This is a genomic window from Pseudomonas sp. P9_31, from assembly GCF_034008235.1.
Taxonomy (GTDB): domain Bacteria; phylum Pseudomonadota; class Gammaproteobacteria; order Pseudomonadales; family Pseudomonadaceae; genus Aquipseudomonas.
Window position 1 is genome coordinate 2,497,051 of sequence record NZ_CP125375.1, and the last position, 23,927, is coordinate 2,520,977.

The window sequence follows — 23,927 nt, forward strand, 5'->3', positions numbered from 1 at the left end:
ACCGGCAATGGATGGCGGTGCGACTGAACGCCAGGGAGATTCTGACCCTGAACGCCAGCCATGCATCGCTGGTCTCGATGCCGGCCGAGATTGCCGGGTTCATCGACAAGGCCGTGATGGCATTGGCCAAAGCCCGGGGGGCGATCTACAAGCGACGCTGAAACGCTTTGACGATTCTGAGCGTGGCGTCGCTTGTGCTCAGGTTGTGCACGGCGTCCAGCGGATACCAGAGGCAGTCGAAGATTTCATTCTGTGGCCGAGCCTCTGCCAGGTTGACGACCGACGCCTCGTAGACATGGTGCCGGGTGCTGGCCGTTTCCAGCTCCATCAGGTACAGAAGGCCGTCGACCCCAAGCCCTGTTTCTTCGTAGAGTTCTCTTGTGGCCGCGCCCGCAGCGGTTTCGCCAGGCTCGACTTTTCCGCCGGGCAAGGTCCAGCGCCCCCTGGGTTTGCGCACCAGGAGAATATGCCGGTCCTGCTCGCAAATGACGGTTGCGCGTACTTTCATGGATTACCTGACTGCCGGTTGTCATAAAACAGTCATAAAAATGCAATATTCAGACCGCAATCCGCAGAAGTGTCTGCTTCAAGGGTTAGAGCCGACAGGGCCGTTGAAAGTGCAATGGAATGGCGGAATCCTGACGCGACGTCTAGTTGGCACTTCACTGAAAGTCGGGTGTAAGGTAGTTGGGTTGACCCTGGACTATCACTGCCGAAATGGAGGTGACTATGAGCGTTCCGATGCTGACCAAAATGCACATGAACGGTTATGACGTACTCAGCGTGAACAGCGGCCCCTGGCGGGTGTGCACCAAAGGTGACCGGCTTGGATCCTTTGGCAGCCGAGAAGAAGCACTGGCCTATGCGGCTGCGCTTCCCGCCTACAGGGCCCGGTCGGGTAGATCATCGCGTAGCCAAAAATCAGACAAATAGTGCGCCTGAAGCCCCGGTTTGCCGGGGCTTTGTACTATTTGTAGCAGCTGCCGAGCTCGCGAGGCTGCTTTTACAGGTCAATAACCGCCACCCATCCCGCCCGTGGAGGGGGAATACTCTCTGGCTTTTTCTTGGGCATGACTCCATTGCGCGCACGTCATGAAACTTTTATGGTCGACCTGGCCCCTGCCGTCGAAGCTGACGTTGTATGGCTGCTGATGGCCGGCCTGGGTCAGCTTGTAATCAAAGCAGGTGCCAGGCTCTACCGTGCGAGCCGTGATCGATAGCGGTTTGCCGCCAATCCGCTCGACCTGATCCTTGGTCATGCCGGTTTCGACCTTGGCGACCAACGGTTGGTCTCGATAGAGATGTGATTCGGTGTTGCAGCCACCTGACGCCGCCAGCACGGCAATCAGCGCGCATAGAGGCTTGTTCATGACGGCGCTCTCTAGTGAGCTTTCGTTCGAGTGATGCTCTTTGCTTTCACTTCTTCAGCATAGCCCGCCAGGCGTTCTTCATCGCCCTGGAACAACGCGCACAGCCTTAGCGTTGCCTCTGCATCCACATCATTGCCGGCCTGGCGCAACTGCTCTGCGATGCGCAAAAGCTCTACCGCCGACCACCTCAGATCCGACGCCACGCCTTGCAGGTCGCGCCGTAGTTGCTGTTCATATTCGTTAAGCCACATGATGACCTCCTGCAATTCCCCGCTACGAAATAGTAATCCCATTTCCCTCGATGGAGCGTTATGTTCGTCTGATCCGAAGAGAGTCGATATCATGCAACAACCTGCCTACCAACTGCTGGAAGTCGCCAACGGCAAGCCGATCAAACTCTGGACCGAAGGCGTGCCGGTTGAAAGCGAAGCCCGGCAGCAATTGATCAATACCGCGAAGATGCCGTTCATCTTCAAGCACCTGGCGGTGATGCCGGATGTGCACCTGGGCAAAGGGTCCACCATCGGCAGCGTGATCCCGACCGTGGGTGCGATCATTCCGGCGGCCGTGGGCGTGGACATCGGCTGCGGCATGATTGCCGCGCGCACGTCGCTGACCGCCGCCGACTTGCCGGACAACCTGCACGGTCTGCGCACGGCCATTGAAAAGGCCGTGCCCCATGGCCGCACGTTGAGCCGTGGCCGGCGCGACGAGGGCGCCTGGGAGCGCGTTCCACAGCAGGCCGATCAGGCCTGGGCGGCGTTGAACCCACGGTTCAAGGCGATCACCGACAAGTACCCGAAACTGGCCAGCACCAACAACCGTCAGCACCTGGGTACCCTCGGTACCGGTAATCACTTCATCGAGGTCTGCCTGGACGAGGCCAACCGTGTCTGGTTCATGTTGCACAGCGGTTCTCGGGGGGTTGGCAACGCCATCGGCACCCTGTTCATTCAACTGGCCCAGGCGGACATGCGCCAGCACATCGCCAATCTGCCGGACCGCGATCTGGCCTACTTCAAAGAGGGCAGCCGACACTTCGATGACTACGTCGAAGCGGTGGGCTGGGCTCAGGACTTCGCCCGGCAGAACCGTGCCTTGATGATGCAAGCGGTGATTCACGCGGCGCGACAAGAGATCCGCAAACCCTTCGAGGTCGCGCTGGAGGCCGTGAACTGCCACCACAATTACGTGCAGAAAGAGCGGCACTTCGGCGAGGACGTCCTGGTCACCCGCAAGGGGGCGGTGTCGGCGAAGAAGGGCGAGTTGGGGATCATTCCCGGTTCCATGGGCGCCAAAAGCTTCATCGTGCGTGGCCTGGGCAACGAGCAATCGTTTTGTTCCTGCAGCCACGGCGCCGGTCGAACCATGAGCCGTACCAAAGCCAAAAACACCTTCACCGTCGCAGACCAGATCCGCGCGACTGCTCATGTGGAGTGTCGTAAGGATGCGGCAGTCATCGATGAGATTCCGATGGCCTATAAGGACATCGACAAAGTCATGTACGCCCAGCGTGATCTGGTGGCAGTGCTGCACACCTTGCGGCAGGTGGTGTGCGTGAAGGGGTAGGGATGGAAGGTGGTTCCATTGGTCGGGAAAATCAACGCGAGTGAACAGCTCTGCTGTCGTATTGAGGTAATGCTTTATTCGCTGGGGCGAGGTATCTCAAATGACGGCTACCGATGATTTCAGACACCATGCACATGGGCTGATCGTTGATCTGGATGCGGCAACCACGGAGATGATGAAGCTGATCTCGGCTCATCAGATGAGCGGCCCGGAATGGGAGCGCGTCACGGCATGGCAGCATGAAGCGTACGAGCGATGGATGGTGTACCTGAACGCAAGGGCATATCCCGATTCCGGTTCGGGAGCCGATCCGGGGCAGGGCGAAGCTTCTGTATAAAAGCTCCCCTATAAGAGTAATGCCGGTCAGTTAAGCGCAATCCATGTGGGGGCGGGCTTGCTCGCGAAGACGGCGGCACAGTCAATATTGATGTCGCCTGATACACCGCTTTCGCGAGCAAGCCCGCTCCCACAGATTCCGCACCTTAACTGACTGGCATTGCCCTATAAGAATTCCTTCATAGAGGCATTGCCCCAGCGTCCACTGGATGTCTGCGCAGGTAAAGGCTACATTTCCCGTTTTTCAGGATGGGGAAGCGTTATGCGGATGTTGATAGCGGGAGTAGCGGTGGCTTTGTTGGCGGGTTGTTCGTTACCCGCATCCCTGGTGCCCGGCGAGCCCAATGTCAGCAAATACAGCGATAAAGCGCCCAAGGAATATGCCGCGTGTGTACTGCCCTTGTGGCGTCAGGACATCCCTGGATCGACGCAATCGACGATTTCCAACGGCTACCGAATCACCGCGCCGAGCGTCATCACGGCTGACGAAATTCTGGATATCGTGAAATCGAAGGATGGCAGCCGGGTATCACTTTACCAAGGGCCGCCATGGGCCAAATCAGCGGCGTTGCGCAAGGCTGTCCGGGATTGTTTGTAGATAGCTTAAAAATAGTGTGGTTATTTAATGGGTTAGATAACTTAGTAACTGGATAGTGAGTCAAAATATCTTGTTACAGATCACGCTATTGGGTAATATCGCCCCGCGTTCACCACCACGGTTTATGCATTTTTAAAGCCCAGGCGTCCATCAGCTGCCTGGGCTTTTTTTTGTCTGGAATTTGGTGATTGCTGATGAGCACGCTGCTGGCAGGGTGCTAGCAGCGTTGGTGAAAGCTATTTGGCCGGATCAGCTTTGCGTCGATCACTGCCAGAAGGGTTTCCGGTGTTTAGAAGTCTCCTCTCTACCAGGACATTTTGCAGGGCCTGGCGTTCCGAAGGGTCTAGCTGATGTTCTCTCTCTTTGAGTTCAAGCAAGATGGGGCTGGACCAGCCACGATAGGTTTGCTCGCAAATACGAGTAGGTGTCATCTATCTCTCCCTGGTGAGTCGCCCGACAACACAGTGGGCGAAGTCCTGTACGCTAAAATCCTAGTCGAGGAAATGACTTGTCGCCAGTGCGCGGCATTGCAATGAGGCACCGACTATCCTGACCGACGCCGGTTGTTCGCGATTCGGGCGTAAAATAGCGGAGCTACCTCATCAGAAAGGAGCCGCATATGATCGCCGACCAAATGAACAAACCGGTGTCGGAGCAAAGCGCTGTCTGGGATCAATACTTCTGTGCTGCGTTAATTGCCGAAAGCCATCTGACGGCGCCGGTGGTTGGAGAAGCCACCCATGAAGACAGGCAAAACCTGCTGATCCAAAGGGCCAAAGCGCTCGCCGACAAAATGCTGGAAAACAGAAGATAACCGGAGCCCAGCCATCGCGCTGGGCTCTTCACTTATCGCTTCTTTGACTGTTCATCTGGCGAGGTGACCGGTTGACTTGGTTTTCTGCCGGGAGACAGAGCTCCCTGGTCGTGGATCGTCTACAGTTGATAATTCATGGATAAGGAGATCGAACATGAAGTGCTTAATCTGTCACGCTGTCTCTAACACTGTTCATGTGGCTGAAGACTGGTCAGAGGTTGCATGCTCGGCCGGATGTGGACGCTTCAGGGTCTCGACGAACCTGATAAAAAAAATGAAGGGCAGGAACGAGTCCTTTGACATCGAGCGCACAAGACAATGGCTCAAGATGTCCCGCAATGACGAGCCGGTGCCGTTGATATCCCGCTATGACTACAACGTTTCCTTATTGCATCGCGACACCGAGGAGAAGTCGTTCATCGCACCAAGTCGCTCCAGACAGCCGCTGACTTCGGATTAGATTCCACCCGGCTGTAATACCACCCTCCGTAGGAGCTGCCGAAGGCTGCGATCTTTTGATCTTCAGCGGCTCCTGTCAGGATCAAAAGAAGATCGCAGCTTTCGGCAGTTCCTATGGGGCTCAGCGAGGCAGAGCGAAAAATTCCTAAAGAGCGCACCCGGTCTGGTTGGCGGCGCGAGTAAAGAATAAGCAACCTACCTGGATAACCCCTGTCGATATCAACATGCCCCCGCTATTCATTTACCACGTCATTCAGATTGTCAGAGTCTAGGGCGGCCTAAAGCGGTTGTGGCTGAACGATCAGGAGGTGGCTATGAACTGTCCGCTGTGTGGAAATACTAATGCACTGGAAGATCTTTCGTTCGGGGGCGGATTACGTGTTTATTGCGAGCCGTGTGGTGGTTTCTATCGGGTTTCATCAACTCTGATTACCTTGGCAGAAGGAAAGACCTGCGACACCGAGCGCGCTCGAGCCCGGCTGAAAAAGAAGCGTGAAACCGACAGCCTGGAGGATCAAGAGCCGGTGCTAGGCCCGGATGATAAAGACCTGTTCATCGAGTCGGACTGACATGTCGCGCAATGCGCAAGCGATCCAGCGAGAGACGCGCTGGGTGGAGAAGGGGCTATCCGGCGAGCCATTGGCAGCAGATGTTTACGGAAGGACTCGCCTGACCCTGAAGCCGTGTTCCCAACAGGATTCCAGGCCAGGCGAGTGTGCCAGATCCATGGGTGCTTTAATCCTGATGAACACTTGAACGTCCTCTTATCCAACTGGTTAGTGAGCCTGCGCTACACCGCGCAAAACAGTAGCGGCGGCGGACTGAGAGTGAGTGCTGGCAATGTTTCCCAGCGACACGACGCCCACCAGACGCTTGTCTCGGCTGAGCACGGGGAGGCGACGGAGTTGAACGTCCGCCATGTTTTTTGCCACATGCTCTATATCATCATCCTCAAAGCAATAACGGATGCCGCCAGTCATTACCTCGCTGATAGGGGTTGTGCCGGTGAGTCCTTCGGCTACGGCTCTGATGGCTATATCCCGGTCCGTGATCATGCCAACCAGGCGCTCTTGCTCCTCAACCATAATGGCACCGCTATCGATCCTGGCCATCATGCTTGCTGCTTCCTGGATCGTCTGGTTTGGCTTGGCTGTTAAAACATCTTTCGTCATAACTTGCGAAATCTTCATGAAAAGACCCCTTTTAAAGTGATGCTTGAGTGATTAATGGCTACCAATTTTTTCGACTTTGGGGGGGAGGTACAGGTTCAGATTGTTTTATCTCCACTCGTCATGATGGCGGACTGATAGGGGCGTGTCCGGTCATGCGTATCCGGAGGCCAAACTGCCGGAGGGTTACGACCCTCGCCAACCTGGCCGGCGAGCGCTTGAATAGCGTGACCCTGCGCATCGGTGGCGTGGAAAACCTCCAGTCGACCTTGCAGGCCTGTTCCGATCTGGAGCAGCAGGCGGCTCGCTTGAAGCAGCTGGTGGGCAGTTTTCGGATCTGATCGAATAGGCTGAGCTTGCGCGGGATTTTATTGACGTGTCTGGTTGTAGCTTCGGGGGACTTCAGCTCATCCGCATGGAGAGCTGAAGCGGTAGGGCAATCTTCAATCAGTGATCTGGAAGGATATTCTTCGCCAAGGCTTCCATCGATAACGATTGACGGAAAGCCTGAAAATAATTAATCGCAGCCTGCCGATGCATAATTGATAGGTTGAGGCACCTTTTGTAAGGCGCATGAAGTTTTTCACAGTCGAAATTTCCCTTTTGACTTGATCCATGTTGAACAGCGAATCCGCGCTGTTTTTTTGTACGAGACAGCTGACCAGAGGGACGCTCCAAAGTTTCTGGTCGAGCAGCAGAATAGCTGGCCATTAGCGATCGTGCCTCCTGCTGGTGGCAGGTATGGGGCGCGCCTTCGTTACCGTCAATGGTCAACGCAAATAGGGGGGCGGAGGAGAGGGGGAAGGAGCTGTCAGCCAAAACTGATAACTATTAACCGACTGATGAATTAGTATTTTCTGCCCCTCCCACCCTAGGAACATGGAAGTGAGAAACAAATACGCAACGGGTATGTTCTTTTTACTGACGATTGTGACTGCTCAATGTGCGTACTCCGGCACTACTGACGAGTCCGTCGAGAACGCCTCATTACTCTGCAAAATCCTGGATGGCAACGACGCCTTGACCCAGGCCTCCGAGTTCTCAAGCGAGGATCGTTCGGTTTACATCTCTGTTGATGGCTCTCCAGAGGAAGCCAGAAAGCTTTGCCCCGTCATCAGCGCCATCGTGGAGGATCACGACATGACTTTTGCGCAAGGGTGGACTGTGCAAATAACCTCTGCAGGCAGTGGCTATGAAGTTGTCGCTATCTGCCCGCTGTAAACGACTCGCTGGCAGCGTGAGCCATTGTGATGTCCGCTTTTCCAACAGGCGTCGACTGGGTCGACGCTCAGTGTGTACCGTCAGAGTCAATAGCCAGTGGCCTGTGCGAGATGGTTGTCCTGCACTCCAGTGATGAGGTGCAGTGGAATGTGCTGTTGCTCATCAATGGATGAGATTTCGAAACTTCCCACTATTTGAAGGTGTCGCTCACTCAGCCCGGTCGACTCTTCTTCCTTTGCCTTAGCCATTCTCGCGTGGTTCGCTGCGATTTCATTGAGAGTTGACACGGTACATCTCCCGGTGACTGACCAAGCGTATCGCTGGAGTCCTTAAGCGTTAATTTGAATGCCGCCGCGTCAGAATTACGTCGTTCTGGGGCCGCTACGACCGATCTGTGCAATCCCTAAGCCAGACATGGTCGCCAATTCCCCGTCAGGTTTTCATAGGCGACGAATGGTGGTGTGACACCAGAGAGTGAGATCGCGGTACTGGATTGATCAAGAGGTTGAATACTCAAGATACAGTCTCTCGAGAGCCGCTTGGTACTTGTCTCCCTTCAACGTTTTTTTCAGCACTGCCAAGGCTTCGAGCGCTGAAGCCGCAGCCAACGCCTCGTTTTCTCCTCGGTAGGCGGCACGCAGCCTTGCCGCTGCAATGATTGATTCTTCAGTCGTTGGCATGTCACGGCCCTCGAAGGATTGAGTCTCACTGATAGTCTCAACCCTGAATGATTTCAAGTCCGGGGTGAGAGCGTGAGCCGACCGTTTCCAACGAAAGACCTTGGCCTGTTCAATGAGGGTGACGATTACCCGATCAGCTTTGCCCCGACTCCAGATGTTGCTGGCTGGTTGTTTTCTACGAGGTGTCAGGTCAATCCCCTCCAACATAACAGCGATTGTCGGAGGGGAAGCGCTCTTGGGTCTTTGAGTAAGACGTATTTGAAAACTATTAAGCAGGAGCGGTTGCGTTATAGATTACTTCCTCAAATGCGCCTGTTTGGAAGCTGCCAATGTTGCTGGAGTTGAAGGAGGTGGCGCCGTTGATATCACCAATAGTTCCTGTGAGCAGGACGTTGTAGCTGTTGCCTAAGTACTGTAAGTTGACCCTGAGACCTCCGTATAGTGTGACAGGGCCTGAGGTGATTGTGCCTGGTAATGATTGTACGGGTGAAACAGGTGTTAGGACGGCTGTCCATAGAATGATGCGGCCATAATTAAATGTCACATAGAATGTTGGGTTGTCCTTGTTGTAGTTAAATGTAACTACTGAGTGGCAGTTGATGGTCAAGTACGTTTGGTCGCTTTTTGACGGGACGAAATTAATAGTCATGCTGAATTCCTTTTCAAGTGATTTTGTGGTGCGGATGTTTATTGCAGCCAAGTCGCAGTTTTGCTTATTTAGCAGATTGAATATAGATCTGAAGAATAGACTGTCAAACAGATATTTTTAGTCCTGGAAGGAAAGCGATGAGCGGTAGACAAGTCCTTTAATGTTAATTTTGTTCAGCATTGTGTTCGGGACACTTGAAGCTGATCTGGGTAAAATCAGCACCGCTTGCCCGGCCAGATGTGTTTCAGAAGGATTACTGAATGGCCAGCAGTTGGTCAGGGTGGGCACCCATTCAGATTCGTTTCATGTCGATCAGGTCATCAGGGTAGAACCACCCACTGTCTGCATCGCGATGGAACGGAAGCGAATCAATCACACTTTCTTCAGCCATGAACACCTCCATGTATTGAACTGAAAGCGTAGCAATGGATGCCAGGGTGGCCCTCCCTCTGCTGACGACTGGTACTGTATTGTCAGGCTGACGTGGCACCGCTTGCCTTGCTCGCACAAAATTCCCGATATCAGGCGTGGGTGATGGAAAGGTCGCTGATGATGCACACTGAACCGTCTTCCGGGTCAGTGGTGTCGGAGTAATCGATCTGGTTGTACACGCCGCCGTGGAAGGCGAGAGCTTTCGTGTCCCAGGTGTTGTCGAGACGCATGATTGCGGAAGTGGATTTGACGCCGTTACAGCTCGCCGAGACGGACACGGCGTCGCTCGAATTGGCGTGGATGTTGATTTTGAAAAGTGCACCGAGTGGCACGTTTTCCAGAACCGTTGTGTTCACCGGGTCTTCCTGGAGAGAGCTCGACCGGAATCCCATAGTGATTCGGCCTTTGTTCCAGAACACCTTTAGCGGCGGCCGTTCTGAACCCTGTACATGTAGTAAACCGCTTTGAGCCGGTTGCTTTCGGCGACTTCTTCAGGGGTAAGGGGGCGGCGTATTTTCATGCCGGCAAGAGTATTAGCAGCGCTGTTGTTCTAGCAAGTAGCGCTGATAGTAATTTTCTGTCGACTTGCCAGGCATATGCCAGGGAGGTCAATCGCTGATCGGTCTGATCAGGTCCGGACCTTGGTTGTGCACGTTGCCAATAGCCTGGTCGACCTTGAACCACTCGAACGCCTCGGTTGGTTCCCCCTGCAACAACACAATCTGCTCGGCGCGATCCTTGGGCGTAGCCGGGTCCAGCCATTCCCGGGCCAATTCGGGATTCAGTGTCACCGGCTGCCGATCGTGAATATCCACCATTCCGCCCTTGCTGTCGGCGGTGATGATCACGAAGCCGTCGTGCTCGTCCGGTTCATGTTCGTACCTTGGATACTGGCCAATCGCAGCACACAGGATCGGCGTGCGATCCTTCCGGCGGATGAGATAGGGCTGTTTCTTCGGGCCACCTTCGTAAACCCATTCAAACCAGTTGTCGATTGCAATAATTGCGCGGTGCGGCCATATGGCTTTGAAGTATGGGCCGTGGGCGACTTTCTCGACACGGGCATTGATCGGTGTGGCGTGGTCCCTGGCCCCGTGTGGCTGCCAGCCCCAACGCACCCTGTCGGCGTGCAGCACGCTGCTTTCCTGGTGGAATAGAGCGAGCTGAGTCGACGGCGCGGCGTTGTAGAGCTCGAACGGCTGATCGCCGGCATTGTTGACCAGGGCATTGGGCATGCTTAGCGCGGCCACGAAGTCGTGAATGCCTCGGTACTGGGAAAGTCGACCACACATGATCAAATCCTCCGACCCTGCTTTCAGCGTAGACCAACCCCTGCGGAGGAGTCCGAAGAGATCCACCGGGGCATACCGTATTCACTGTGATTGGCGTCGGGATGGCGCATTAACGCCCGGGCATTGGACTGCCTGGGCGTTTTACATTGCGTTTTCGCCTTACCGAGCCAGGGCTCGCAATACGGTTCGGTTGAGGCAACCGGGGCGTACGCAGTAACAGACTGATTTCCTCTGCGCTGACCGCTCTGCTGAAAAAGTGGCCCTGAATTTCATCGCAGCCGTTTTCCCGCAGGAAGGTTTGCTGCTCTTCGGTTTCGACACCTTCGGCAATGACCTTGAGGTTCAGTTTGTGCCCCAACGAAATCACCGCGGTGGCGATGGCTTTGTCGTTTTCGTTGTCGGGCAGATCGCGCACGAAAGACTGGTCGATCTTGAGTCTCGCGATCGGGAAGCTCTTCAATGCTGCGAGGCTGGAGTAGCCGGTGCCGAAGTCGTCGATCGAGAGACTGATCCCCATTGATTGCAGTTCTTTCATTTTGCTGATGGCTTGCTGAAGGTCTTGCATGATCAGACTTTCGGTAAGCTCCAGCTCAAGGTACATCGGGTTCAGTCCGGTTTCTTGCAAGGCATGCCTCACCCGGTCGATCAGGTCCCTTTCGATGAACTGGCGTGCTGAAATATTCACCGACATGGTGATCGGCGGCCAACCCGCATCCTGCCAGTCCTTGTTCTGTCTGCACGCGGCATGAATCACCCAGTCGCCGATGGGCACGATCAACCCGGTCTCTTCGGCCTGCGGAATGAATTTGATTGGAGACACGATGCCGAGCTCGGGGTGCTGCCAGCGGATCAGTGCCTCTACGCCGATAATCTGACCTGACTGCAAGTCCACCTGTGGCTGGTACAGCAGCAGGAACTCGTCATGGTTGAGTGCGTTTCGAAGCCCGTCTTGCATGGCGAGCTTGCCCTGAACCTTGTTTTTCATCTCGCTCGTATAGAACTGGTAACTGTTGCGACCCAGCTCCTTGGCTCGGTACATGGCGGCATCCGCATTGCTGAGCAACGTGTCGGTATCGCTGCCGTCGGCAGGGTAAGTGGCCAACCCCATGCTGCAGGTGACGTGGAGTGTATGCCCGCTGAGCTGAATCGGCCGCAGGATGGCTTCCTGGATTTTGTGCAGGGCTGGAGTCACGCCATCGTGGTCTGAGGGCTGGTCGAACAGGATGATCACAAACTCGTCGCCACCCAGTCGCACGACGGTGTCGGTGCGGCGTACACACTCCAGCATGCGCTGGGCGACGGTTTTCAGCAGTTCGTCTCCAGCACTGTGCCCAAGGCTGTCATTCACCAGTTTGAATTTGTCCAGATCGAGAAACACCACCGTCACCAGCCGGCTGTAGCGCTGAGCATAAAGTATTGCCTGCTTGAGACGGTCTTCGAGCAGTGCGCGATTCGGCAGACCGGTCAGTGCGTCATGGTCGCCCATATAGCGAATGCGCTTTTCGGTAAGTTGGCGTTCTATCGCAATGCCGGCAAGAGGTGTCGCCATGTTGATCAGTCGCGTCTCCTTCGAGCTGGGGCTGCGTACGGTGTTGGAGTACAAGGCAAACGTGCCCAATACCTTTCGCTCATGGGACAGAATCGGCGTCGACCAGCAGGCGCGAAATCCATAGGGCGCAGCGACTGAACGGTACTCCTCCCACAGCGGATCCAGCTCGATATCCGTGACGATGACCGGTTCTCGCCGATACACCGCGGTGCCGCATGAACCGACGTTCGGACCGATTGCAATCCCGTCAATGAGCTGGTTATAGGCTTTCGGCAAACTGGGCGCAGCACCGTGCAGCAGGTGCTTGCCATCCTCATCCAGCACCAGGATGGACACCATCATCCCCTCCAGTTGGGACTCGACCAGGTGAGCCAGGCTGTCGAGGACTTCTGCAAGCTCGGTGCTCCTGGCGATCAGCTCCAGGACATGACCTTGTCCGGCACGGATGACGGCTTCTTGCTCTAATCGGTTGTTTTGCAAGGCGAGCCGCTCTGTGGCGATACTCAATTGGACCGTTCTTTTTTCCAGCTGAAGTCGGTCTTTGAGGAATTGATTCACCGCGCGAGCCATGTTGCCGATCTCGTCCTTCCCATGTTCCGCCATCATCAAATGCGTGTTGTCAGTGCGTTCCTGACGCAATTGCCGGCTTATTTCATTCAGGCGTACGAGCACATGACGGCCCATGAAGACCCGGGTCACAAACCAGGCGAACATCAGGCTGGCGCCCAACATGATCAGCACCCATTGCTGGCTACGATTTGAGGCCACGACCAGGTGCTGCACGGCTTCGCGATAGTCTTCGGTGTAAGCACTGGATTGCGCACGGGCGACCGCGACCAGAACCCCGGCCTCATTCTTCAGTTCCTCATTGAAGCGCTGTATGACGTTGTGCTGATTGATGAGCCTCAGGCGCAGCGAGAAGAGATCTGGCGTCTGCACATCAGCGGCGGGTAACTTGCCTGCGGTGCGTGAAAGGCGCTCATATCGGATCTGCAGCCGTTGCACCGCATCACTGTCAACAGCCTGCGGCAGACCGAAAAGTAACACCGCCAGTTCCAGGCTGGCCCGGGTCTGGGCCGCGGTTAACCGGGTGGTGTAATCTCCCAGGGTTTGCTCGAAGGTGACCTCGGTTTGCAGCAGGCTTTCTCGCAGCTGCGCAACAATGTTGGCGGTATTGCGGAACATCTGACTCGACTGATGCATGTCGAGTATCGCCACGCCACTGTTCGCGGCAGTCAGCTGCTGCACCAGTTGATCAAGGGCTTCAAGCTGTTCGACGGTCGCCGCATAGCTTGAACGCAGGGTATCGGGGGAGCGGGTTGTCAGAAGCTGATCGGTCTGGCGTTCGATCAGCAAGGTACGCTGCAGCATGTCTTGCCCGTCTTGCATGCGGACCAGTCGTTCATCCGTCAGATGGCGGGTGGCGCCGTTTGACGTGCGCAACGCGTAGACCGCAGTTGCACCACCCGCCAGGATCAGCAGCGCCAGCGTCAGAAACGCCAGGGTGAACTGTGCGCGCAGCGATTGCGGCAATAGGTGGCGTCCGAGCCGGGAAGTAACGTCCAATGTCAGGGATTCCATTGGTGGCGATAGATGTCTCGATAGCCATTGTCAGGGTCGTACTGGAAATTCTTCCCGCCGTCGAAGGCGATATTGTCGGCATTGACCAAGTGAATCGGCGCTACGAAGCCGCTCACCGGCTGACCTGCAAACAGCCGGTTCAATTCGTCCATCACTTGCCAGCCATGCAGGTTGAGCGGCTCGGCCACGGTAACGGTCTGGTAGGTTTTTGCCTGTATGCGCAAGAAAGCCGAAGCGCTGCCATCACCGGCAGACAACAGACTGATGCCGTCACTGGGTATTGCGGCGTTGGTCAATGAGGCAATCGAGTAGTCGAAATAGATATCGTTGATGGCCAGCGTGTGGGTCCAACGCTTGCCATAGCGCTGAAGCAGCTCCTTGGTGATCGCAGGCATCTTCTCGCCACTTTCGGAGATCGCGACATCGCGCACTTCCAGCAACGTACATTCCCGACAGGCCCGAATGACGTTTTCCATGGCCTTGGCTTTCGCCATGGCGATGCTGTACTTGGAGTCGGTCAGGATGACCACGCCGGCGTGTCCGTTTGATTGTGCCACTGCCGCCATGGCCGTGAGGCGAGCCACTTCGAGCGGGTCGGTCGTGACGTTCATGGCCACCGGCGTACCGTCAATCGGCCCGGGGCGTGCCCCGGCGTGCCAGCCAACCACCGGCACATCCCTGTTGGCAAAGAGGATCAGCGCCGCATTGTTCTCAAGGGCATCGGAGCCGCACAGAATGAGGCCGTCGGGTTTCGCTGCAAGGGCATCGGAAAAGGCCTTTGCGCGCCCGGCCGATGATCCAGCGCCATCGAATATCTTCAGCGTCCAGCCCATCGCCTTGGCTGCCTCGCGAGCGCCCTGCGCGACACCGACAATTCCTCCGTTACGCAAATCTTCTGCGACAAGGGCGATGCTCTTGCCCCGCAGGGCTTGCGGGCCGGATTCAGGGCCGCTCCAGCGAACCGCTTCGAGGGTGGCCCTGGAAACGATTTCCTGCGCTTGAATCACCGTAACCGTGGCGTTTTCGACTCCCGCTGCGGTTGGCAGGTTCTGGCCGTATCCGGAAGTTGCCGCGCAAAGACAGAAAACCGAAATTGAAGCCATCCAGAGTAACCGGAGCCTGATCAGACAGGTTCGATCACCGCATGTGATGCCAGGTATGGAGCTGATGGCGCGATCATAGTTTGGCATGGCGTCCCTTTTTGCCAAGAGTGCAGCAGCGTTCACTATTCGAAAGGATAGTCGGTTCTGCCGTCATCGGGTCTTTTGGGTGAAGTACGCGAACTTTAATCCTGAACATTCAGGAAATGGGACAGGGGCCATGGCGCAAAACAAGGGACGAAGGCCAATCGCATCGTTGACTACATCGAGTGGTTTTACAAGGCTTCGACTGTGCATGAACACCAGGCAAAAAAACGGCACCCGGTGTTTTTGTTTGTGTGTGATTTGTTGGGCTGTGGCGAGGAAAAGATCGCAATCTCTACATTCGTTCCGCCGCTTTCTGCGAAAACTATCCTCAGGAATGTTGCTCGCACCCTCATCCATGCAACCCGTTTAGTCCTACTGCTCAAGCATCAAACTGCGCCAAACGATCACTGGCGGTTCAACAGACATAACGTCCGGTTGCAGCTCTTCCTGTTTCTGCAACTTTGGCGAAGTTACCCCGGATGTTGACTGCTGAATCGGCAGACGCTGCGCAGCCTCTGCGGTCGACTCATCGATAGGCGGCGTAGTCATTTTATCGTCACAACGACCTTGCCCTTGGCTCGTCCCTGCTCGACGTACTTCAATGCCTCTGCCGTTGATTCAAAGGTGAAGGAGCGGTCAACCACAGGTTTGATGATTCCGGCCTCAATGAGCGGGGTGATTTGTTGCAGTTGGGCGCCATTGGCCCGCATGAACACGAACGCGTAGCTGACGTCCTGCTTGCGTGCCTTGCGCCGAATACCGAAGCTCAGCAGGCGCATGACTTGCTTCAATGGCCAGGACAACCCTTGCTCCTGCGCGAACTGTGCAGTGGGTGGCCCTGAGATGGAAATGAGTTGGCCACCGGGCTTGAGGACCTTGAGTGACTTCTCCAGCACGTCCGCGCCGAGGCTGTTCAACACCACGTCGTAGTCGTGCAAGACACTTTCGAAGTTCTGCTGTGTGTAGTCGATCACCAGATCGGCCCCCAGCGCCTTCACCCATTCGACGTTCGTGGTGCTGGTGGTGGTTGCGACAAAGGCGCCGAGGTGTTTGGCAAGTTGGATGGCGAGGGTGCCGACACCGCCGGAGCCTGCGTGGATCAGCACTTTCTGGCCCTTTTTCAGTTGGGCGGTTTCGACCAGCACTTGCCAGGCGGTCAGTGCGACCAAGGGGATGGACGCGGCGTGTGCCATGTTGGTATTGGCAGGTTTCAGGGCGATCGCGTCTTCGTTCACGGCGATCAATTGAGCGAACGTCCCGATCCGCGCTTCGGGCGGGCGAGCGTAAACTTCGTCTCCCGGTTTAAAGCGTTTCACTTGCGAGCCAACCTCAACCACCACGCCCGCCAGGTCATTGCCCAGTACCAGCGGAAATGAATAGGGCAGGATCAGTTTGAATTCGCCTTTGCGGATCTTCGAGTCCAGCAGGTTGACGCTGCTGGCGTGTACCTCAATCAAGACGTCATGAGCACCCACCGCGGGGGCGGGGACTTCGCCAATGCGCCCGGTGTTCTTGCCATAGCGATCAATTAAAAATGCCTTCATCGTTGTACGGCTCTTGTCAGGTTGGAATGAGGGGGGCGGAGCGTTTGCGGCGTTAATGTGCCGTGTTGTCAGGCATCAAGGAACGCCAGTGCCTTGGTCACAAAGTCAACGTAGTGCTGGAAAATGCCGCCGTGCCCGGCATCCTCATAAATCACAAGCTGTGCGTTGGGGATGCGGTTGGCCAGCGCAATCGAGTTAACACAGGGCACCATGATGTCGTTGTCGCCGTTGACGATCAGCGTCGGTATCCGCAAGCGCCCGAGGTTTTGGGGTGCCTGTTTGCCCCACGCGGTGATGGCTTTCAACTGCCGCAGGAAAGCACTGGGCGTCGGGCCTTTGTCGCGATTTTTTTTGCGCTCTTTCAAGCGTTGCAAATACTGCGATGCGGTTCGACGGCCATTGGGCGTCGAAGTAAAGAACAGGTAGAACTTGGGATCTCGCAAGGTCAGCAAGCCTTTGATCATCAATGGCCACGTCACCGAACCGACCTTGTCGATACCGGTGCCGCCGGCAGGCCCGGTGCCGGTGAGAATCAAGCGGCGCACCAATTCGGGCGCCTTCAGGGCGATGTCCTGAGCGACGAAGCCGCCGAGTGAAAAACCGAGTACATCGACTGTCTCGAAACCCAGCGCGCGTATCAGTTGGATGGCATCGTCAGCCATTTCGCCGACCGTCAGTGGCGCGGTTCCACCAGAGCCGCCGATCCCTCGATAGTCGGTGGCAATGATGCGTCGCGTTTGCGCCAGGCCATCGATGATCGCGGGGTCGAAGTTGTCCAGCACCGCGCCCCAATGGTTGAACAGTACGAGGGGAACGCCGGTCTTGGGGCCGATGTCGCGATAGGCGAAGGGAATGCCTTTGACCGTGATCGACTGGTTCGTCGCGTTGATGAACGACGTCTGCGAGCCCGCGGGGTTATTTGTTTTCGTGGGGGTCATGTCTACTCCGAACAGAGGCCCGTAGTCGATGCAGTGCCTTGGGCGCCTGCATCGAAACCTGCACGGGTGTTCGCTACAAAATGATCACTGTTGGGTCTGGTAGCGCTGGGCAACCGCAGACTGGCGGATTTGCTGCAGCAGGCCCTGACGTGCGGTCTGCAGGCTATCCCAGCGTTCAGCTTCGTGCAGCGGCGGGATAGTCACCGGCTCACGCCGATCGAAACCGACCAGTGCGGCATCCACCAGATCGCCCACTTCCATGATTTCGTTCAAGGTGTTGATGTCGACGCCGGAGCGATCCCATATTTCCGTGCGGGTGGCGGCCGGCAGCACGGCCTGCACGTAAACGCCCAGGGGCGAAAGCTCCAGGCTCAGGCCTTGGGAAAGGAACAGCACAAACGCCTTGGTCGCACCGTAGACCGACATGCCGAACTCCGGCGCCAGACCCACCACCGAACCGATGTTGATGATCGCGCCTTCGCCTGCTTTGGCCAGGCGTGGGGCGATGGCGCTGGCGAGCCGCACCAGCGCCGTGGTGTTGAGGGCGACCAGTTGCGCAACGCTGTCGGTGCTTTGGTCGATGAAGTTGCCCGACAGAGCGGCGCCGGCGTTATTGACGAGGATGCCGATACGGGCGTCGTCGCGCAGGCGGGACTCAACGGTTGTCAGATCGCCGAGTTGGGTCAGATCCGCCGGAATCACATCGACGGTGACGCCGTGTTCGCTGCGCAATCGGGCTGCTAGAGCGTCCAAGCGTGCCTGGTCGCGGGCGACCATGACCAGATCGTGACCGCGTTGGGCGAAGCGTTCGGCGTAGACGGCGCCGATGCCAGTGGAGGCGCCAGTGATGAGAACAGTAGGGCGAGTGCTCATGGGGTCATCTCTCTTTCAGGATGTGTGAAAACAGAAAGCGCGATCACTGATTGCTCAGCTTGCGGTGGCGCTCGATTCAGCCAGCGTCGGGTAGTCGATGTAGCCTGCCGAGCCGCCGCCATAGAGGGTGGCGGGATTGAAGGGGGACAACGGCGCGCCGCTCTTGAGGCGCTCCACCAGATCCGGGTTGCCAATGAATGGGCGACCGAACGCAATCAGATCGGCCTGGTCTTCGGCGAGCCGCGAAGTCGCGAGGTCCAGGTCATAGCTGTTGTTGGCGATGTAGGTGTTTTTGAAGCGCTGGCGCAGGGCGTTGAAATCAAAGGGTGCCACGTCACGCGGGCCACCGGTCGCGCCTTCGACCACGTGCAGATAAACCACGCCGAAGGCGTCGAGTTGATCGACGACGTAATCGAATTGCGCCTGCGGATCACTGCTGGAAACGCCATTGGCCGGCGACACCGGCGACAGGCGCACACCGGTGCGATCCGCGCCGATTTCATTGACGACGGCCGCCGTCACTTCGAGCAACAGACGCGCACGATTTGCAATCGAACCGCCGTAAGCATCAGTGCGCAAGTTGGCGCTGTCCTTGAGGAATTGATCCAGCAAATAGCCGTTCGCGCCGTGAATCTCCACGCCATCGAACCCGGCGGCGACAGCGCTTGCCGCGGCCTGGCGGAAATCGGAGACGATCCCCGGCAGTTCGCTGATGTCCAGTGCGCGCGGCTCGGAGACATCTTCAAAGCGGTTGTTGACGAACACTTTGGTGGCGGCGCGCAGCGCGGAAGGGGCCACGGGAGCGGCGCCGTTTTCTTGCAGATCAACGTGCGACACACGGCCGACATGCCAAAGTTGCAGGAAGATTTTTCCGCCCTTGGTGTGGACGGCATCGGTCACTTTGCGCCAGCCATCTATCTGCGCCTGCGTGTAGATCCCGGGGGTGTCCTGATAGCCCTGGCCCTGTTGGGAAATCTGAGTGGCTTCGCTGATCAGCAACCCTGCGCTTGCGCGTTGGCTGTAATAGGTGGCCGCGAACTCGCTTGGCACAAAGCCTTCGCCTGCTCGGTTGCGTGTCAGTGGCGCGAGGACGACACGGTTCGACAGCGTGAGGGCGCCAAGCGTGTAAGGGGAGAACAGATTTTGGTCGGTCATTTGGTAATTCTTCCGTGCCCGTTGATGGAGATCGGTTGTGCGTGCAATTAGGATGATGATCGAAATCTAAGCTGTCAACAATTTTGATTATGACCAACATCTATGTATCATTGGGCGCATGATTTCCCAGTGGACATGAGGTATTGCACGTGAGAGTGACCAAAGCCCAGGCGCAGGCCAATCGGGAGCACATCGTTGAGACGGCCTCTGAGCTGTTCCGTGAGCGCGGCTTCGACGGCGTCGGTGTGTCGGATCTCATGGCGGCTGCCGGTTTCACCCACGGAGGTTTCTACAAGCATTTCGGTTCGAAGGCCGACCTGATGGCCGAAGCCTCGGCCAGCAGCCTTTCCAAATCGCTGGAAGTTGCTGAATCGCTCGATGTACCGGGCTTTATCGATGTCTATGTGACGAGGGAACATCGGGACGGACGTGGCAGCGGTTGCACCATGGCCGCGTTGTGTAGCGACGCGGCGCGTCAATCGGATGATTTGAAAGCGACGTTTGCCGAAGGGGTCGAGCACACCCTGCAAACCCTGGGGGACAAATATCCGACTAGCCCGGATGCTGTCCCGGGTGAGGGGAGAAAGAAAATGATCGACCTGCTGTCTCGTGCTGTCGGTGCGATCATTTTGTCGCGTGCCTGCCCGGATGATTCTGCGCTGGCGGATGAGATCCTTGAGGTGTGCCGCGCTGAAATGTTTGCTTCGTTGCCGGTCAATGAAGAGGACGCGGTGTAGAAGGGCAGGTCATTCAAAGCGTGGTTTTCGGTAGAGCTTCGATTTTTATGATCTGGTCAGAAAGTCAACTTTTGGTCAAATGCTGCGATTCATGAACGGCTACTTTTGGCTGTGGATTCAATCGGTCAGCCAACTACTTCAGTGTCCATAACGCAGCGCATCAACCACCAGTAAACCGGTCACCATATCAGTGCAACTTGGCTTCTTGCCGTTTGAGCGTGGCTATCATCTCAGGCTCACTGGTTTCCTTCTTTAGCACCAGGCTGATGCCTCTATCGTCATCGACGAATAATAAGCCAAGCTTAAGCATTTTACCTACTACAGCCTCGAATCGCTCAGACGAACTCAAGGACTTTGCAACCGTTTTCAGCTTCTGCGGCGCAGAGAATCGCTCTAGCAGGTCTCGCTCGAACTCATCAAGTCGGTGCAATCTTACAAGGCTCGTCCGTGAGTCATACACATAGGCACCTTCTGCGTCCGTCATGAAATGAAGCTGCGGCAGTCTGTTCCCCTGAAACCAGGCATTACGCCATATGGCAACCCGAAAAGATAATTCGTCGGCGTACTTTTCCAAGTTTAGTTTGTAAGTTGCTTGGTCATGAGTATCCTCAAAATAATATGCCAAGTCGTTAAGTTCGCTTTCCGGAACATTATATATATAACGATAGACCTGCGCGGGGCGAAGGGCTAAATCGAATTTTTCCGGATACCAGGTGTACGGGCTGTTTCGATGAAAACCTACAGGGCTTATTCCCATCGGAGGAGGTAGATGAGTGAGATGCGGGATCCACCGACGATACTGTTCGTAATACTCGGCTGTTTCACCGGGAAGCCCAATCAGAAATGTCCACATCGGCGTCAGACCATAATGAGCACATTGTTTGAGGTGAGCGATGTTGTGGCTTGAGCTGGTGCCCTTGTCCATTAACTTTAACAGGCTTGAAGATAAGGCCTCAACGCCAGGCTGGATCGCCTTCACCCCAGCTAAACCCAAGGCCTGGAGATCATTCTCGGCCATGGTAGTTCGCACCTCATAGAACAGCGTGTTCTTTGTTCCAAGTTTCAAGTGGGGCATTACCTGCTGTGGGTAGCTCTTTGGCAGCAACTGATCACAACACTCAAAGAAACTGGCTCGCTCCTCATGAGTTGCGACCACTGAATTAATATATACTACCGCCTTTTCAACGGACATTGACTTGTAGCTGATATCCCAGCCGCACGAACCACAGAACGTACAGTGAGACTTCTCTCCCCACCAGCAGCCGCGGGAAGTTTCTAGAACTAAACGTGGGCTAAAATTGGGTTGCAACGGCTGAATAATGCGTTCGAAACTGTCCAGAAAATCATGATAATTTATCGTTACTACATGGTCTATACTCCTTTCTGGCCCATGCAAAGCAATCGTCGGAAAGCCATCTCCAAAGATATAGTTCTGTTTAATTACAGCGTTCGTAGGTGTTTCTGAAGCGATGGCATTGGTATCCCAATCAATGTCGCATTTGTTGAACCGAGAGAAAAAGCCTGGGATTACATGGCAGCGCTCCATCTGCTGATTTAGTAGATGTCTTATAAATAATGGAAAACTAATCAGTCCCGAGCCAGAGCAAACGAAATCCAGGCAATTGAAATTCCGAATCAAAGCCTTTCCCATCTTTCCTTCGCAGTTGCCTCCTCCCATGATGACAACTCGCTTTCCTGGATACTGACGCAACTTTTCCGCCAATGCCAACGAAGGCACTGTTTGCTGGTATAAGGAAGTCAAGCCGATGACATCATAGCTGTCGAGATTATACTTCCTGATAAGGTCATCCAGAAAGCCATCAATTCGCGATCTGATGTCAAGGAGTTGCTGTTTCTTTGTCGGGTAGTATCGGTCAACATATTCATGGGCTACTACATCACCGTCCGGAAAAAATACACTGCTAAACAACCATTCTCCCAGTAGCAATGTTTCCGAATCGGCTATTTTCTGATAGGTGTCAAGCCCTGTCCATATCGCAAAATCATGTTGAAAATAGTGAACTTCGATACTTGTGCGATTGGCTATATCTGGGTCTTCCTGAAGGACCGATTTCAATTGGGAAAGTGCCAGTGAAGGGCTTTCCAAATAACAAAACGGCATGTTTATCAAAGCAATATCCATGTATGCCTTCCCTCAATGGAGGGTTTGATGTGATTAAATTGATATACGAATTTCGCAGCCAAAAAAACCTCACGGTGACTTACTCTCCCAGTAAGTCATTGATTGCCTGATTTATGATGGCTGACTTCTCAGTGTGACTAACTTTCCTGCAGGGGTTTCCGGTACTGGCGAAGGAATTTGAAATCATATATTCAAATTCAATACTCTCCAGCATCTGCAACGTTTCCGCAAACTTTCTTCTGTTTGGTGACGAAACCCAATATTGCCAACCATCATCTACCGGAACCAAGGTGTCGCCAATGAATAAAATTTTGCATCCTTCATTATCCCAAACATAGGCGAATGCACCCGGGGTATGCCCTGGTACCGGGATGATTTGAATATCCTCGGAAAAAAATTGATTAGAGAATGACAAAGGATTAGAGACATGCAGGTCTTTGGAGTTTAAAGTTTTTGCCTCAATATCACTACAAGTCAGCGGCACGTTGAAATGTCTTGCCAGGTCTACGGTATGGCTGCTCGCATGGTGTCGATCACCTAATAAGATAGCTGATACACCACCTTGATTCTCGATCTCACCGAAAAAGCCAGTTATATTCGCTTTCGTGGCAAAAATAATATTTCCCCTCGGTCTTATTGCAAAAAATGTATAAGGGGTGGGCTCGCCGGCAGGGGTATTCCTGAGTAGGTACAAGTTAGGTAATATCAATTCCATCTTAATTCCTGTCATCATGACAATATGAAATATTAACCAGTTCGTTGCCGAAATGGTGCGCGGCAATGAGCATGGCGCTAAGTCCAACTATGTATAGCAGAGCGTTTAGAATTGACGTCAGATAAGTATCGCATACATTATTGCTCCATTCGGCTACGTAAGCAGTGAGTGGTAATCATTGAGTCTTCGGTCGCGCCTTCATTATTCGTAACCCGGGTCGGTATTGGTAGTGGTTGTCTATAGCGGGGCAGTCACACCACTGCTTACCAACTGTTTGATCGTGTCATTCAAGATTTTTTCTTTTTCAGTACTGCTGATTTTTCGGCAGGGGCCGCCCTGGCAAGCAAAAGAATTAGAAATTATATAATCGAATTGAAGGTCTTTGAACTGAACCAGCGTTTCCGCAAGTTTTTTCCGACTCGGCGGGGATACCCAATACTGCCATGCGTGCTCTACAGGTACTAAGGTATCACCAATGAACAATATCTTATTGATTCCGTTATCCCAAAGGTATGAAAATGCGCCCTTTGTGTGGCCTGGAGTCGGAATAATCTCAATATCGCTTCCCAGGGTGCGTTTTAAAAAGGGTAAGGCGGCAGCTATTTCAAAACCCTTTGCACTTAATACTTTCGCCTCTATAGTGCTACACATCAGCGGCGCGCCGAAGTACGCCGACGCCTTGATAGTATCCTGGCTAACATGATGCCTGTCGCCAATAAGTATCGCAGAAACACTGCCCAGTTTTTCAATGTCGGCATAGTGGGGGCTGATATCAGCCTTGGTGCCAAATATGACATTGCCTTCAGGCCTTAATGCCAGAAATGTAAAGGGGGCAGGCGATGCGTTAGCATCATCTTTAATCAAAAAAAGATTGGGTAATATCTCTTTCATCTGATTCTCCGTTCAGTTAATCACA

General features: G+C 54.8%; 30 protein-coding genes and 2 pseudogenes. 11 read left to right on the forward strand and 21 right to left on the reverse strand.

What is annotated here, in order from left to right:
- The first annotated feature begins 11 nt into the window (after positions 1 to 11).
- Positions 12 to 161 (forward strand): hypothetical protein, encoded by a 150-nt coding sequence (locus QMK51_RS11260; protein WP_320394593.1) that lies wholly within the window; start codon positions 12 to 14, stop codon positions 159 to 161.
- On the opposite strand, the gene QMK51_RS11265 is transcribed toward QMK51_RS11260, so the two are convergent.
- Positions 146 to 508 carry an NUDIX hydrolase gene (locus tag QMK51_RS11265; RefSeq protein WP_258700163.1) on the reverse strand — a complete coding sequence of 121 codons (363 nt, stop codon included), beginning with the start codon at positions 506 to 508 and terminating at the stop codon, positions 146 to 148. The two genes, QMK51_RS11260 and QMK51_RS11265, sit on opposite strands and share 16 nt — an antisense overlap.
- A gap of 221 nt (positions 509 to 729) precedes the next feature.
- On the opposite strand from QMK51_RS11265, the gene QMK51_RS11270 reads away from it, so the two are divergent.
- Positions 730 to 933 carry a DUF2188 domain-containing protein gene (locus tag QMK51_RS11270; protein ID WP_258700164.1) on the forward strand — a complete coding sequence of 68 codons (204 nt, stop codon included), beginning with the start codon at positions 730 to 732 and terminating at the stop codon, positions 931 to 933.
- 77 nt (positions 934 to 1,010) lie between these two features.
- On the opposite strand, the gene osmE is transcribed toward QMK51_RS11270, so the two are convergent.
- Positions 1,011 to 1,370: an osmotically-inducible lipoprotein OsmE gene (osmE, locus tag QMK51_RS11275; RefSeq protein WP_320394075.1), complete on the reverse strand. Its 360-nt coding sequence runs from the start codon at positions 1,368 to 1,370 to the stop codon at positions 1,011 to 1,013.
- Between the two features lie 11 nt (positions 1,371 to 1,381).
- Positions 1,382 to 1,621: a hypothetical protein gene (locus QMK51_RS11280; RefSeq protein ID WP_320394076.1), complete on the reverse strand. Its 240-nt coding sequence runs from the start codon at positions 1,619 to 1,621 to the stop codon at positions 1,382 to 1,384.
- A 91-nt stretch (positions 1,622 to 1,712) separates the two neighbouring features.
- On the opposite strand from QMK51_RS11280, the gene QMK51_RS11285 reads away from it, so the two are divergent.
- The 3 genes from QMK51_RS11285 (at position 1,713) to QMK51_RS11295 (ending at position 3,873) form a co-directional block, all read left to right on the forward strand.
- Positions 1,713 to 2,939, forward strand: coding sequence for an RtcB family protein (locus tag QMK51_RS11285; RefSeq protein WP_320394077.1), 1,227 nt, complete (start codon positions 1,713 to 1,715; stop codon positions 2,937 to 2,939).
- Positions 2,940 to 3,039: 100 nt separating this feature from the next.
- Positions 3,040 to 3,276 carry a hypothetical protein gene (locus QMK51_RS11290; protein WP_320394078.1) on the forward strand — a complete coding sequence of 79 codons (237 nt, stop codon included), beginning with the start codon at positions 3,040 to 3,042 and terminating at the stop codon, positions 3,274 to 3,276.
- 261 nt (positions 3,277 to 3,537) lie between these two features.
- Positions 3,538 to 3,873 (forward strand): hypothetical protein, encoded by a 336-nt coding sequence (locus QMK51_RS11295; protein WP_258700710.1) that lies wholly within the window; start codon positions 3,538 to 3,540, stop codon positions 3,871 to 3,873.
- Between the two features lie 236 nt (positions 3,874 to 4,109).
- On the opposite strand, the gene QMK51_RS11300 is transcribed toward QMK51_RS11295, so the two are convergent.
- Entirely contained in the window at positions 4,110 to 4,304 is a 195-nt protein-coding gene (locus QMK51_RS11300) for a hypothetical protein (protein WP_258700168.1), read from the reverse strand.
- 188 nt (positions 4,305 to 4,492) lie between these two features.
- On the opposite strand from QMK51_RS11300, the gene QMK51_RS11305 reads away from it, so the two are divergent.
- The 3 genes from QMK51_RS11305 (at position 4,493) to QMK51_RS11315 (ending at position 5,715) form a co-directional block, all read left to right on the forward strand.
- The gene (locus QMK51_RS11305) at positions 4,493 to 4,687 is read left to right on the forward strand and encodes a hypothetical protein (protein WP_258700169.1); all 195 of its coding nucleotides are present in this window, start codon (positions 4,493 to 4,495) and stop codon (positions 4,685 to 4,687) included.
- A gap of 154 nt (positions 4,688 to 4,841) precedes the next feature.
- Positions 4,842 to 5,147: a hypothetical protein gene (locus QMK51_RS11310; RefSeq protein WP_258700170.1), complete on the forward strand. Its 306-nt coding sequence runs from the start codon at positions 4,842 to 4,844 to the stop codon at positions 5,145 to 5,147.
- A gap of 313 nt (positions 5,148 to 5,460) precedes the next feature.
- Entirely contained in the window at positions 5,461 to 5,715 is a 255-nt protein-coding gene (locus tag QMK51_RS11315) for a hypothetical protein (RefSeq protein WP_320394079.1), read from the forward strand.
- Between the two features lie 207 nt (positions 5,716 to 5,922).
- Here QMK51_RS11315 and QMK51_RS11320 read toward each other — a convergent pair whose 3' ends face one another.
- A complete protein-coding gene (locus tag QMK51_RS11320; RefSeq protein WP_320394080.1) occupies positions 5,923 to 6,336 on the reverse strand; it encodes a CBS domain-containing protein in 414 nt (137 codons plus the stop codon).
- Between the two features lie 173 nt (positions 6,337 to 6,509).
- On the opposite strand from QMK51_RS11320, the pseudogene QMK51_RS11325 reads away from it, so the two are divergent.
- Positions 6,510 to 6,656: pseudogene (locus QMK51_RS11325) on the forward strand (hypothetical protein); the annotation flags it as partial.
- Positions 6,657 to 6,762: 106 nt separating this feature from the next.
- Here the strand turns inward: QMK51_RS11325 and QMK51_RS11330 are convergent.
- On the reverse strand, positions 6,763 to 7,026 hold the full coding sequence (locus tag QMK51_RS11330; RefSeq protein ID WP_320394081.1) for a hypothetical protein: 264 nt from the start codon (positions 7,024 to 7,026) through the stop codon (positions 6,763 to 6,765).
- A 168-nt stretch (positions 7,027 to 7,194) separates the two neighbouring features.
- On the opposite strand from QMK51_RS11330, the gene QMK51_RS11335 reads away from it, so the two are divergent.
- Positions 7,195 to 7,536 (forward strand): hypothetical protein, encoded by a 342-nt coding sequence (locus QMK51_RS11335; RefSeq protein WP_320394082.1) that lies wholly within the window; start codon positions 7,195 to 7,197, stop codon positions 7,534 to 7,536.
- An 86-nt stretch (positions 7,537 to 7,622) separates the two neighbouring features.
- Here the strand turns inward: QMK51_RS11335 and QMK51_RS11340 are convergent, their stop codons facing one another.
- From QMK51_RS11340 to QMK51_RS11395, 12 genes and pseudogenes are all read right to left on the reverse strand, one after another.
- Positions 7,623 to 7,823: a hypothetical protein gene (locus tag QMK51_RS11340; protein WP_320394083.1), complete on the reverse strand. Its 201-nt coding sequence runs from the start codon at positions 7,821 to 7,823 to the stop codon at positions 7,623 to 7,625.
- A 210-nt stretch (positions 7,824 to 8,033) separates the two neighbouring features.
- Positions 8,034 to 8,216: a hypothetical protein gene (locus tag QMK51_RS11345; protein WP_320394084.1), complete on the reverse strand. Its 183-nt coding sequence runs from the start codon at positions 8,214 to 8,216 to the stop codon at positions 8,034 to 8,036.
- Positions 8,217 to 8,484: 268 nt separating this feature from the next.
- Entirely contained in the window at positions 8,485 to 8,865 is a 381-nt protein-coding gene (locus QMK51_RS11350; RefSeq protein ID WP_258700177.1) for a hypothetical protein, read from the reverse strand.
- A gap of 521 nt (positions 8,866 to 9,386) precedes the next feature.
- A pseudogene (locus QMK51_RS11355) lies at positions 9,387 to 9,752 on the reverse strand (polysaccharide lyase family 7 protein); the annotation flags it as partial.
- Between the two features lie 153 nt (positions 9,753 to 9,905).
- Positions 9,906 to 10,589: an SOS response-associated peptidase family protein gene (locus QMK51_RS11360; RefSeq protein ID WP_320394086.1), complete on the reverse strand. Its 684-nt coding sequence runs from the start codon at positions 10,587 to 10,589 to the stop codon at positions 9,906 to 9,908.
- Positions 10,590 to 10,698: 109 nt separating this feature from the next.
- Complete coding sequence (locus QMK51_RS11365; RefSeq protein ID WP_320394087.1) at positions 10,699 to 13,719, reverse strand: EAL domain-containing protein; 3,021 nt, start codon at positions 13,717 to 13,719, stop codon at positions 10,699 to 10,701.
- A complete protein-coding gene (locus QMK51_RS11370; protein ID WP_320394503.1) occupies positions 13,707 to 14,726 on the reverse strand; it encodes a substrate-binding domain-containing protein in 1,020 nt (339 codons plus the stop codon). The genes QMK51_RS11365 and QMK51_RS11370 overlap by 13 nt, the downstream gene beginning before the upstream one ends.
- A 552-nt stretch (positions 14,727 to 15,278) precedes the next feature.
- A complete protein-coding gene (locus tag QMK51_RS11375) occupies positions 15,279 to 15,455 on the reverse strand; it encodes a hypothetical protein (RefSeq protein WP_320394088.1) in 177 nt (58 codons plus the stop codon).
- A complete protein-coding gene (locus tag QMK51_RS11380) occupies positions 15,452 to 16,450 on the reverse strand; it encodes an NADP-dependent oxidoreductase (protein ID WP_320394089.1) in 999 nt (332 codons plus the stop codon). Before QMK51_RS11380 ends, QMK51_RS11375 begins: the two co-directional genes overlap by 4 nt.
- Before the next feature lie 68 nt (positions 16,451 to 16,518).
- Positions 16,519 to 17,388: an alpha/beta hydrolase gene (locus QMK51_RS11385; RefSeq protein ID WP_320394090.1), complete on the reverse strand. Its 870-nt coding sequence runs from the start codon at positions 17,386 to 17,388 to the stop codon at positions 16,519 to 16,521.
- Between the two features lie 84 nt (positions 17,389 to 17,472).
- Complete coding sequence (locus QMK51_RS11390) at positions 17,473 to 18,261, reverse strand: SDR family oxidoreductase (RefSeq protein ID WP_320394091.1); 789 nt, start codon at positions 18,259 to 18,261, stop codon at positions 17,473 to 17,475.
- 54 nt (positions 18,262 to 18,315) lie between these two features.
- Complete coding sequence (locus QMK51_RS11395) at positions 18,316 to 19,416, reverse strand: alkene reductase (protein ID WP_320394092.1); 1,101 nt, start codon at positions 19,414 to 19,416, stop codon at positions 18,316 to 18,318.
- Positions 19,417 to 19,565: 149 nt separating this feature from the next.
- Here QMK51_RS11395 and QMK51_RS11400 point away from each other — a divergent pair, with 149 nt between their 5' ends.
- Entirely contained in the window at positions 19,566 to 20,153 is a 588-nt protein-coding gene (locus QMK51_RS11400; protein ID WP_258700185.1) for a TetR/AcrR family transcriptional regulator, read from the forward strand.
- Between the two features lie 187 nt (positions 20,154 to 20,340).
- Here the strand turns inward: QMK51_RS11400 and QMK51_RS11405 are convergent, their stop codons facing one another.
- The 3 genes from QMK51_RS11405 to QMK51_RS11415 all read right to left on the reverse strand — a co-directional run bounded on the left by QMK51_RS11405 (position 20,341) and on the right by QMK51_RS11415 (position 23,902).
- Positions 20,341 to 22,296, reverse strand: a complete 1,956-nt coding sequence (locus QMK51_RS11405) for a RiPP maturation radical SAM C-methyltransferase (RefSeq protein ID WP_320394093.1) — start codon at positions 22,294 to 22,296, stop codon at positions 20,341 to 20,343.
- A gap of 79 nt (positions 22,297 to 22,375) precedes the next feature.
- Positions 22,376 to 23,011: a hypothetical protein gene (locus QMK51_RS11410; protein WP_320394094.1), complete on the reverse strand. Its 636-nt coding sequence runs from the start codon at positions 23,009 to 23,011 to the stop codon at positions 22,376 to 22,378.
- A 237-nt stretch (positions 23,012 to 23,248) separates the two neighbouring features.
- Positions 23,249 to 23,902 carry a hypothetical protein gene (locus QMK51_RS11415; RefSeq protein ID WP_320394095.1) on the reverse strand — a complete coding sequence of 218 codons (654 nt, stop codon included), beginning with the start codon at positions 23,900 to 23,902 and terminating at the stop codon, positions 23,249 to 23,251.
- Positions 23,903 to 23,927: the final 25 nt, after the last annotated feature.